Source organism: Mesorhizobium sp. M1A.F.Ca.IN.020.06.1.1, assembly GCF_004023265.1.
Taxonomy (GTDB): domain Bacteria; phylum Pseudomonadota; class Alphaproteobacteria; order Rhizobiales; family Rhizobiaceae; genus Mesorhizobium.
Genome location: NZ_RZSR01000153.1, coordinates 1 through 8,622 on the forward strand (window position 1 = coordinate 1; position 8,622 = coordinate 8,622).

Sequence of the window (8,622 nt, forward strand, 5' to 3'; positions counted from 1 at the left end):
ACAGCGAATAGACGCCGTCCTTGGAATCGGTCCTTCGATAGACGGACATGATGCGACCTTCTTTCGTTTCGCCTTCCAGGCGTTCAGATCGTCGAGCTCATACCGCGGTGTCTCGCGCTTCTTCCCCTGACCGATGTTCACATACGGGATCTCGCCGGCCTTGCGGAGGGCGCGGAGCGTGTCCTCGCCGATCCCAAGTTCGGCGCACGCTTGTTCCGGCGTCAAGAGCGGCATGGACGCGGTCCCCACATTTCAGTCGAATCCCTCGAGCCAAAGCCGGTAGAGCTTGTCGATCTCGCGGAAGTTTGCTGCCTTGGCTTCGATGTGGTCGAATTCGACGCGGCTTTCGACGCCGCAGCGCGCCTTTAGCCAGACGGCGGCCTCGTCGGCCGAGGCGATAGCGACGCCGAACCGCTTGGTGATGAAGGTCCAGAAACCACGCTCACCGCACATGATCCCGGCCCGCTGCGCGAGCGGCCCACCCTTCGGCTTCTCGGGCGTGTTAATTTTCTGCGTCTCACCGGAGGGCGGTGGTCGTGGCTCTGCCGGCGATAGCTTGAATTCGCCAGCAAGAATCGCGTCACAGAGTTTTTCGACATCGAAATCATCGGGTACCTCGACCGTGCGCCCGACATATGCCGGCGCGACAACCTCGATCACCAGATCATCACCTTGAACCGAGGCATTCCAGCCCTCGGCGTCGGTCGCCTCCCTGCCGATGAGCTGTTCCAGTGCGACATCGAGCGGGATGGCATAGCGATGGACAACGGTTGGGTGTGGTCGATCTGTCATGGTCGCCCCACGTCGATATTGCGCCGCTCGACCGTGAATGAGACGGCGATCACCCAGGGGTTCGTCGCCCAGCCGTAGCCGCGCGCCTCGTTGAGGTGATCCCAGAGATCGCGGTAGGCTCCGGTAGCGGAGGAGAACCCGTCAAACTCGGTCTCCGGCTGGGCCCAGTGCCACAAGGTGGCCTTGTATGGGCGACCATCGAGTTTAGGGTCGCCATCACAGTCCTGATACCGCCAAGAAAGCAGCCCCTCCGCAGCGGCATCCTCCTCGCTGATCTCCTGCAGCCGCTGGACGCGCACCTCGGTGACGATGAGTGTGAGGCGCGACGCCCAGCGCGGCATGTGCATGCCCTGCCGAAGGCGGCCGACCGATTTATTGAGCTTCCAATCGGCGTCTGCTTCGAAGATGACGGTTTCTTCGCCGCCCATATCGGTCGGGGCCAGATCGTCATAGGCGCGGCTTTCGGTCCGCCAAGCCTCGCGCACCCACAGGCGGTCGCCGATGGCGAAGCGCACACCGGGCGGAAACTTCGGATCGGTCACCGCGCCCCATCGATATCCCTGCTTCCACATATACATGCCGTCGTACTCGACGATCGGCTGGTCCCCGAGGCCCTGCAGGACACGCCTGGTTTGCGTCTTCGTGCCGGCGAGCAGCGCGCGGATCATGGAGCCAGAAAATAGGATGGGGCGGTCGGTCATTCCCCACCTCCATCGGTCTGTGCGGCGGGGGATGCGGCGAGGGCGCGGGCGGCGGCTATGCACCAGCGAACAGGCAATTCCACGTAGCTCGTCTTGTGATCACTGAAAGTGGCGAATGGCTTCAAAGCCTCGTCCCTCTCCTCCAGCTTCCTGCGCAGATCTGAGGCTTCGGCTTCGGAGGCGGTGGCGCGGGCCTCTGCTGCTTCCGCTCTGCCGCTGGCGAATTCCTTGTCGATTTCACGTTGCCATGACTCAAAGTCAGGCCGGCGCTCCGGTGTGCTTTCGGCTCGGAATAGAACCTTGGCCCACGAAGCGAAAGACATGCGGAATGACGTCTCCGCGCCTTCGAACTTCTGCACGCGACGATGCAGCTTGCGGTTTGCTTCGCGCGCCTCGTCCAATTCCTCTTGCAGGGCGCCTTGACGGGCAATGGCGGCCTGCACAAGGCCATCATTCCGGAAAGCCTGAACCTTCTTTGCAAGCGCATCCCGTTCGGCAGAGAGGCTGGTGAGCGCGGCGGCGGCTTCGCTTAATACGTCAGGGTTAACAGCCGCTCCGCCGTACTCACGCTGGTCAGCGCGCTGATCGGTAATGATGTCATTCAGCCGCTCGACCAGGCCCGCGATATCCTCTGCCGGTACCGCCTGTGGGGCACCTACGGCATAGATGCTGGCGTGGCTTTCACGAGTGGCCGCTCTGACCGCCTGTCCCCAAGCCGGCTCATCTCCTGATGGTGCTGGGACGGATGCGAGGGCGGCCTGCTGCTCCGCGATCGTTTCGCCTACCTCTATGGCGCGGTTGAGTGTTGGCAAGTCCCATGAGCCAGTGAACCTCATATCCTTGAGGAACACGAGAAACCCTGACAGTGCTGTCAGCGTCTCGTCCACCGCCTTCCCCGCTTCCGGTACGGAACGGGCCGCGCGACGGTATGCGTCGATCGCGGCACGATAGAGCTTTGGAGCGTGCCATTCGGGCTTATGGATGATCGTGTCTGGGCCTGGATAGTTCTTCACGAAGTATTTCGTGAATGCCGCCAGCCCAAGATCGCGTGTGGGCTGTGCCGGATCGCTTGAGACTTGTTCGGGGGTGCGCGCGGCCATCAGCGCCACTCCATAAAAAATGGAATTTCGTCGTCAAGTTCTCTGGATGAGGGCCTTCCGCCCTGCCCTCCGCCGCCAAAATCGCTCTGCCGACCGCCGCCGTTGCGCGATCCATAGTCATCGTTGCGCTGGGAGCGGCCCTCGTTGCGATCGCCATCGTTCTTGCTGTCGAGCATCTGAAGCTCGCCCCGGAACTTCTGCAGAACGATCTCCGTGGTGTAGCGGTCCTCGCCGTCTTTCTGCCACTTGCGCGTCTGCAGCTGGCCCTCGACGTAGACCTTCATCCCCTTCTTCAGATATTGCTCTGCGACCTTGGCGATACCCTCGTTGTAGATGCACACTTGGTGCCATTCCGTCTTTTCGCGGCGTTCACCGCTGTTCTTGTCGCGCCAGGATTCTGAGGTGGCGATACGTAGATTGACGACCGTGTCGCCGCTGTTCAGGCGTTTGATGTCGGGATCAGCGCCCAAATTTCCGATCAGCATCACGCGATTCAGTGAACCGGCCATTTAGCCTTCCTTCCGCTGTGTCCAGTGTTGTTCCGACGGCGTCGCCCACCGGCAATTGCCGGGCTCGTAATTGCCGTCGTTGTCGGGGTGGCGATCGATTGAATGTGTTTGGCTTGGACGCTCGCCCATGTCGGCGAGGAAGCATTCGAAGCCGGATAGTCCGCCTTCGCCGTTTAGCCACCGGTCGCAGATCGTGATGCCGCGTCCGCCGTATCGGTCGTAGCTTTTGTGGCGCGGCGAGAGACACCGCTCCTTCATCGACTTCCAGGTCTTGTAGGTAGCGCTCGGCGGCTTCGTGCCGGCGCAACTGGATGCGCCATGGGTCCGGTTTGCCCAACCCTGCCGCTGCGCTCGAGCCTTCTTAGCGCAGCCGCATGATATCTTGCGGCCCTGCTTCAGATGCTCGCCGCGTGCAAAGACCTCTTCGCCGCAGTCACACTCGCAGCGGTAGATGTGCTTCGTATCCGCGACGTGCGAGAGGCCCTTGACGACAAGGCGACCATACCTTTTGCCGCTCAGGTCAATGAAGCGACCGCCACGTTTTGCGAGTTGAGCTTCCATCTCTGATCTCAATGCCTGTGACCGACGGCCGGCGTGTTTGTGATGCCCTGTCGCGCCTTGCTCTCGGCGATGGTAGCCTGCAGGTCTTCGACCACCGCGTCAGGATCGATTGGGATCGCCTCGGCGAACATCTGGCCGTTGCGCCACAGGCCGATATGAACGGCGCTGCACTCGTCGCAGAGGAAGAACGCGATCGTTTCGGCTCGCTTGACCTTCATCAGTTCGCTCCGGAGCTTGCGATGTTGGTGCAGAAGGCGAGGCAGCCGTCGTGGCTCGCGATGCGCACCGCGACGATGGATACGAAGAACGCAATCCAGAAGATCGCCCACAGCCTGTGTTCGCTGGTCATTTCGACGGCCTTTCCTTCAGGAGGTAGCCCATGCCGGCACCCGACAGGATCGGATGGCCGGCGGCGCGGAGGTCGCGCATGTAGCGGTAGATCGTGCGCGGGGAGACGCCGACGCTGGCGGCGAGGTGATCCGCTGTCTTGATCTGGTGATCCTCAAGCGCGGCCAGGACCGCGCCGGCTCGGGTGACGGAGCTGGACATCAGAATGGCTCCTCTTCGTCAAATTCCGACGGAGGCTCGATGTGGGAAAGCGGAGGCGCGAAGTCGTCGTCCGGAACCTCGTCCGGCGGCGCGATGTATAGCGCCGGCTTCCGATATGGTGCGCAGCGCCGCAACACCGTGGCCTCGTCCGTCAACGTGTTGGAGAAGATCGAGGCGCCGCCGTAAAAGTGCGACACCCAGCCGGTAACGATGAGCTGCGGCTCCGGCTTCTCGGCCGACGGCGTCGACCACTCAACCTGCGGGACGTCGATGCGCAGCATCTTGGCGCCGAAGCGCTCTACCTCAATGCCGCGACCCCAATGGGATCGATGACCGAAGATTTCGACCATCATCCACTCGAACGGCTGTTCCGGTTCTGCGGGTCCAGTTTGGGTCTCGGCGTCCATCAGAATTTCTCCATCTCTTTGCGCCACGCGTCGGGATCGGTGGCAACGTTGGTGGTCAACCACGGCTGTGACGGTTCGGTATTGCGTTTGGCCCATTCCAGGCGCGAGGTGTGGACGACATCCTCTTTGTCGGGATCGTTACGCATATCGGACTTGTGCAGAATCCAATCGAGGTAGTCGGTCGGGAGATCGGAGAACGGCGTGCCGGCATACTTGCCGAAATTGATTTTCAGCAGCCGCAGAGGGTTGGCCGAGATGTCGACCATGGTCTCGACGGGCAGAACTCGCAAAAGATCGAGCAAGATGTGGGCGGTCGTCCAGCTATCCGGGCCGGCGCGGTGCACGGGCTCCATCTGCTTCGCGCCGCCTCCTAGACCAAGCGCGTACCAGATTGCGCCGTTCTTGTGGGATTCGAGGTCCGGGTAGACCTCTTTCGCACATTTGAAGGTGCATATGGTCGGCTTGGTGCTTTTGATCAGCGGCGTGTCGAAAGCTGCATTGTGGAAACAGAGAAAATCCACCCCGTTTTCGATCAGGGCGCGGGCATCATCGGGCGCAACGCCGGTCGCCGCTTCCTCATCGGTGATATGGTGTGACGCGCGTGCTCCGGGCGTGATCGGCATTCCCGGGTTCACGAAACGAGCGTGGGGACCGCTCTCGATCACCCATCCGGTCGGGAAGAGTCGGACATCGGTCCATCCGATCTCAACTAGCTCCTTCGGGTCGGACAGGCCGGTGGTCTCGGTATCGGCCACGCGTATGAGGGAGAGAGGAGCGACCATCAGAATACCACCTCCGGCTCTTCGCCAGAAATCACCAGGCGGGACGAAGGCCTCTCATATTCGTGGCTAGCCGGCTCGTTTCCGATCAGGCGCAATTCTGCGGCCGCCCAAGTCGCAAAACCGGTCTTGTCGTCAAGTTCAACCCATGCATGGCTGTCTTGGACAGCACGGACGAAGCCGGTCGCGCCGTTGGAATGTATGACGGGGTCGCCGACGTTGAAGTGTGGCGACACCATCGTGATGTCGGATGTCTTGACCATCGCATCTTGGCCGCGACCAACGATCAGCCAGACGACGCCCTCGTCGTTCTGGTCGTATTTGACCCTGGCCGTGATCGACACAAGATCACCTTTGCGGAACTTCATCATGCCGACACCGCCCGCGGCACCTGCCGCTCGACCGTATGGGGATCATCGGCAATAGCCGGCTGCTTGGTACCGTCGAGGACGGCGCCGGCGGCTTCGAAGGCCGTGATCGCTATGCGGGTCTGCCTAAGTTCCTCGCTGAGCGTTGCGATCTGCTGCGCGAGGTCGGTCTCGCCGGCCCGCAGCCGGTCCAGTGTTTCGCCGACCTTCTGCGCGCTGCGGTCCAGCAAGGACAGTTGTATCAGGGTGTCGGGCTTGAAGTCGGTTTCGACAAGTTCGACCTCGTGCATCGCCCTTCTAAGTTGAAAAAGGCCCATCGTCTCAGTCCTCCTCGACCGAGCCGGGCTCCGGCGCATCCTTGTCGGCCTCGTCGCGGAAGCCGGCGATCCAAGCCGCCTTTTCAGCCTCCCTGCCCTTCTGCTTGTAGTCGGCCGGGACGGCGCGCTCGCTGAGATCATTGCGATAAGCGGCGCGCCCGAGACGCGTCGCCACGGCGATGGGATCGCCGTCGTCCGCCGGGGGGACGGGGGCGGACGACGGCTTTTGCTCGGTAGCAGTCGCCTTTGGCGTTGAGGCCTGCTTGCCGGGCGCATCGGAGCCAGACGGAGAAGATCCGGCGTCCGATTCCTGAGTTTCCTGCTGCTTTGCCGGCTGGTCACCGGCGGTGGATGGTTGGTCCTTCCCCTCGGCCAGCTTGTCGAGCTTGCCTTTGAGGTCGGCCGGCTGATCGGCCTTCGGCTTAGCGACGGGGAACATCTCTTCGACGGTCGCTTCACCGCTGCGCAGCGCCTGGTGCATGCCGATCAGGGTCGTGTAATGCTCAAGGTTGATGTCGGCGAGGCCGCCGATCTCCAGCGCCGCGAAGATGCGCTCCGGGGTGACGCCGAATGCCGCAAAGGCCTTCATGGCGTCTTCCCGCTTCTCCGCCATCGTGGTGACATCGCCGACAATGACGCGCTCAACCTCGCCATAGGCCTTCCGCCAGACCGCCTTCGGAACACCGGCGAGGATGGCGTTGCGCTTCGCGATCGACGCGGCAGCGTTGCCGGTCACGATGATCATGTCGTCGTTGTAGAGCTTGCCTCTGCTGTCCACGATGCGCCGGCGGACGCGCGATGTCGTCGCCGAGTTCGTCTCGAGGTCGTGGAAAACGCCTTCGGCCTCGATGTATTTCTCAATCCGGTCGACGTGCACGACGCGCGTGCCGACGCGATTGTTTCCCCATTGGGACTGGATTATCTCGGCGAGGCGAATCGACGGTCCCTTGATCGGCTTGCCGCCACGCGGGAGGGCGTAGACGCATTCCTTCGCAGTTTCCTCGTCGAGCGTCGCGAGGGTCAGGATGTTCTTGACGGCGAGGTCGACGCTGCGGGGATAAGCGTGCGCAGTCGTGATCTGCTGGTCCACCTCGGCCATGGCGATCGACACCGCCAGGCTCTGGTTGCCGGCCTGGTAACCGGCGGGAAGACCAGTTGTCGTGATCTCGCCAGTCGAGGGGTCGACGTTTTCAGTTTTGGTGAGAGCGTTCATCTGGAAATTCTCCTGTTTCTCGGACTTGCCGGGCGCGCCTACAGGCGTGCGCTTTTCACGCGCAGATCGATGTAGCTGGTGGGTTTGACCTCGTAGCCGGCCCGCTCGACGGTCTTGGCCGTGATCGTTCGACCATCCGAAATCCTGGCTGCCGAAGCGCCACCCATCTTGTCGAGCAACTCGGCCCTGATCTCTTTCAGGCGCTTGTCGATCGCGCTCTTTTCGGAAGCGATACGGGCCTTCTCGTCGCAGATCGCCGGCAGCAGGTTGTCTTTCGACAGGTCGATGATGCGGCCGTCGGGCTGGTAGAGGTCTTCGAGCAGTTCACCGTCGCGCTTCCAGTCGGGCGCGGGATGCCGCCCTTCGGCGACGACGCGCCAGAAATCCGCGACTTCGGCGCGAACGCGCGTCATCAGCGCCGGGGTGAGCGGGATATCGATCGGCGGGTGCAGCTTCATGCCGTGACCGGAGACGATCAGCGCCACCATGGCGTAGCTCGCCTTCGTCAACTCGGCCTCGATCAGCGCCTGGACGGCGACGTAGAGCGGCGGCGTGATCTGCTTGGTTTCCGGGTCAATCCAGTTTTTGACCGAGAAATCGGAGGCCGACTTGATCTGGATGATGCCTTTCCCGGGCCGGCCGGGGATGGTGACAAAGGCGTCGGGCGTCGCGCCGATGCGTCCGACGGGATCGCGGAAGTAGCGATTGTTGTAGCTGTGGGTGATCTTCCAGTCGGGGTAATCCTCCCGCAGGAAGTCGATCGCCACGAATTCGAGCGCGCGGCCGCGCCGGAACACCTCGTTGTCTTCCTCGTCCGGCTTGCGGCCGGTCTTCTGCGCCCAAAGCTCATATGAGGTGGTATAGGGATGGATGCCCAGCAAGGCCGATGCGTCGGACGCGGTGACATCGCGTTTGCGCGCCGCCAGCCATTCCGCCCGGTTTGCCGGCTTGATGATCTCGATGTTGCCGACGACGCCGGCGGCGAGTTCGCCGATGCTTTCGAAGCTATCCATGGTCAGTTTCCATTCGATTGTGAAGCCGCCGACTGTGCGGGACTGCGAGTGGTGTTGATGGGTGGGTTAGGCACCGGTTGCTTTTGCGATGGCGCGGCGGACTTGCTCGCGCGTTTCGCCGAATGACGAACCGAAACCAGCTGCCATTTCAGCTTCGACTTGCTGAAGGACGGCGAGCATGTCGGGAGCGGAGGCAATCAGACGCGCGTTGGCTGAAATTTCGCCGCTATCCTGCCCAAGGTATCGGCTCACTCCGCAGACCGGGTTGCTCTGATATCCACGGGGGAAAACGTACATCCCTTCCGTGTGCCAC

At 62.2% G+C, this 8,622-nt stretch carries 16 protein-coding genes; all 16 read right to left on the reverse strand.

Translation table 11 applies throughout. The annotated features are described in order from the left end of the window. A partial coding sequence (locus EOA60_RS09560; protein WP_164899246.1) for a helix-turn-helix domain-containing protein occupies positions 1-234 on the reverse strand: 234 nt, incomplete at its 3' end. An 18-nt stretch (positions 235-252) separates the two neighbouring features. After that, a complete protein-coding gene (locus EOA60_RS09565) occupies positions 253-792 on the reverse strand; it encodes a hypothetical protein (RefSeq protein ID WP_127334852.1) in 540 nt (179 codons plus the stop codon). Continuing rightward, positions 789-1,493: a hypothetical protein gene (locus EOA60_RS09570; RefSeq protein ID WP_127334853.1), complete on the reverse strand. Its 705-nt coding sequence runs from the start codon at positions 1,491-1,493 to the stop codon at positions 789-791. The genes EOA60_RS09565 and EOA60_RS09570 overlap by 4 nt, the downstream gene beginning before the upstream one ends. After that, a complete protein-coding gene (locus tag EOA60_RS09575; protein ID WP_127334854.1) occupies positions 1,490-2,593 on the reverse strand; it encodes a hypothetical protein in 1,104 nt (367 codons plus the stop codon). The genes EOA60_RS09570 and EOA60_RS09575 overlap by 4 nt, the downstream gene beginning before the upstream one ends. After that, the gene (gene ssb / locus EOA60_RS09580) at positions 2,593-3,102 is read right to left on the reverse strand and encodes a single-stranded DNA-binding protein (RefSeq protein WP_127334855.1); all 510 of its coding nucleotides are present in this window, start codon (positions 3,100-3,102) and stop codon (positions 2,593-2,595) included. Before ssb ends, EOA60_RS09575 begins: the two co-directional genes overlap by 1 nt. After that, positions 3,103-3,663: a hypothetical protein gene (locus tag EOA60_RS09585; RefSeq protein WP_127334856.1), complete on the reverse strand. Its 561-nt coding sequence runs from the start codon at positions 3,661-3,663 to the stop codon at positions 3,103-3,105. Positions 3,664-3,671: 8 nt separating this feature from the next. Continuing rightward, on the reverse strand, positions 3,672-3,881 hold the full coding sequence (locus EOA60_RS09590; RefSeq protein WP_127334857.1) for a hypothetical protein: 210 nt from the start codon (positions 3,879-3,881) through the stop codon (positions 3,672-3,674). Next, on the reverse strand, positions 3,881-4,012 hold the full coding sequence (locus EOA60_RS39670) for a hypothetical protein (RefSeq protein ID WP_281060363.1): 132 nt from the start codon (positions 4,010-4,012) through the stop codon (positions 3,881-3,883). The genes EOA60_RS09590 and EOA60_RS39670 overlap by 1 nt, the downstream gene beginning before the upstream one ends. Then, positions 4,009-4,212 (reverse strand): HTH domain-containing protein, encoded by a 204-nt coding sequence (locus tag EOA60_RS09595; protein ID WP_127334858.1) that lies wholly within the window; start codon positions 4,210-4,212, stop codon positions 4,009-4,011. The genes EOA60_RS39670 and EOA60_RS09595 overlap by 4 nt, the downstream gene beginning before the upstream one ends. Continuing rightward, positions 4,212-4,619, reverse strand: a complete 408-nt coding sequence (locus EOA60_RS09600; protein ID WP_206522077.1) for a hypothetical protein — start codon at positions 4,617-4,619, stop codon at positions 4,212-4,214. Before EOA60_RS09600 ends, EOA60_RS09595 begins: the two co-directional genes overlap by 1 nt. Beyond that, entirely contained in the window at positions 4,619-5,401 is a 783-nt protein-coding gene (locus tag EOA60_RS09605) for a DUF3820 family protein (RefSeq protein ID WP_127334859.1), read from the reverse strand. The genes EOA60_RS09600 and EOA60_RS09605 overlap by 1 nt, the downstream gene beginning before the upstream one ends. Then, on the reverse strand, positions 5,401-5,769 hold the full coding sequence (locus EOA60_RS09610) for a hypothetical protein (protein ID WP_127334860.1): 369 nt from the start codon (positions 5,767-5,769) through the stop codon (positions 5,401-5,403). The genes EOA60_RS09605 and EOA60_RS09610 overlap by 1 nt, the downstream gene beginning before the upstream one ends. Beyond that, on the reverse strand, positions 5,766-6,056 hold the full coding sequence (locus EOA60_RS09615; protein WP_127216211.1) for a hypothetical protein: 291 nt from the start codon (positions 6,054-6,056) through the stop codon (positions 5,766-5,768). Before EOA60_RS09615 ends, EOA60_RS09610 begins: the two co-directional genes overlap by 4 nt. Positions 6,057-6,087: 31 nt before the next feature. Then, entirely contained in the window at positions 6,088-7,296 is a 1,209-nt protein-coding gene (locus EOA60_RS09620; protein ID WP_127334861.1) for a hypothetical protein, read from the reverse strand. Positions 7,297-7,334: 38 nt separating this feature from the next. Further along, positions 7,335-8,309 carry a lambda-exonuclease family protein gene (locus tag EOA60_RS09625; RefSeq protein WP_127334862.1) on the reverse strand — a complete coding sequence of 325 codons (975 nt, stop codon included), beginning with the start codon at positions 8,307-8,309 and terminating at the stop codon, positions 7,335-7,337. 66 nt (positions 8,310-8,375) lie between these two features. Next, a partial coding sequence (locus tag EOA60_RS09630; protein WP_206628115.1) for a hypothetical protein occupies positions 8,376-8,622 on the reverse strand: 247 nt, incomplete at its 5' end.

Coding starts and splice junctions, on each gene's coding strand:
- EOA60_RS09570 (WP_127334853.1), bottom strand. CDS start 1,493: ATGACCGACCGCCCCATCCTATTTTCTGGCTCCATGATCCGCGCGCTG.
- EOA60_RS39670 (WP_281060363.1), bottom strand. CDS start 4,012: ATGACCAGCGAACACAGGCTGTGGGCGATCTTCTGGATTGCGTTCTTC.
- EOA60_RS09610 (WP_127334860.1), bottom strand. CDS start 5,769: ATGATGAAGTTCCGCAAAGGTGATCTTGTGTCGATCACGGCCAGGGTC.
- EOA60_RS09625 (WP_127334862.1), bottom strand. CDS start 8,309: ATGGATAGCTTCGAAAGCATCGGCGAACTCGCCGCCGGCGTCGTCGGC.
- EOA60_RS09585 (WP_127334856.1), bottom strand. CDS start 3,663: ATGGAAGCTCAACTCGCAAAACGTGGCGGTCGCTTCATTGACCTGAGC.
- EOA60_RS09600 (WP_206522077.1), bottom strand. CDS start 4,619: ATGGACGCCGAGACCCAAACTGGACCCGCAGAACCGGAACAGCCGTTC.
- EOA60_RS09590 (WP_127334857.1), bottom strand. CDS start 3,881: ATGAAGGTCAAGCGAGCCGAAACGATCGCGTTCTTCCTCTGCGACGAG.
- EOA60_RS09575 (WP_127334854.1), bottom strand. CDS start 2,593: ATGGCCGCGCGCACCCCCGAACAAGTCTCAAGCGATCCGGCACAGCCC.
- EOA60_RS09620 (WP_127334861.1), bottom strand. CDS start 7,296: ATGAACGCTCTCACCAAAACTGAAAACGTCGACCCCTCGACTGGCGAG.
- EOA60_RS09615 (WP_127216211.1), bottom strand. CDS start 6,056: ATGCACGAGGTCGAACTTGTCGAAACCGACTTCAAGCCCGACACCCTG.
- EOA60_RS09605 (WP_127334859.1), bottom strand. CDS start 5,401: ATGGTCGCTCCTCTCTCCCTCATACGCGTGGCCGATACCGAGACCACC.
- EOA60_RS09595 (WP_127334858.1), bottom strand. CDS start 4,212: ATGTCCAGCTCCGTCACCCGAGCCGGCGCGGTCCTGGCCGCGCTTGAG.
- EOA60_RS09565 (WP_127334852.1), bottom strand. CDS start 792: ATGACAGATCGACCACACCCAACCGTTGTCCATCGCTATGCCATCCCG.
- ssb (WP_127334855.1), bottom strand. CDS start 3,102: ATGGCCGGTTCACTGAATCGCGTGATGCTGATCGGAAATTTGGGCGCT.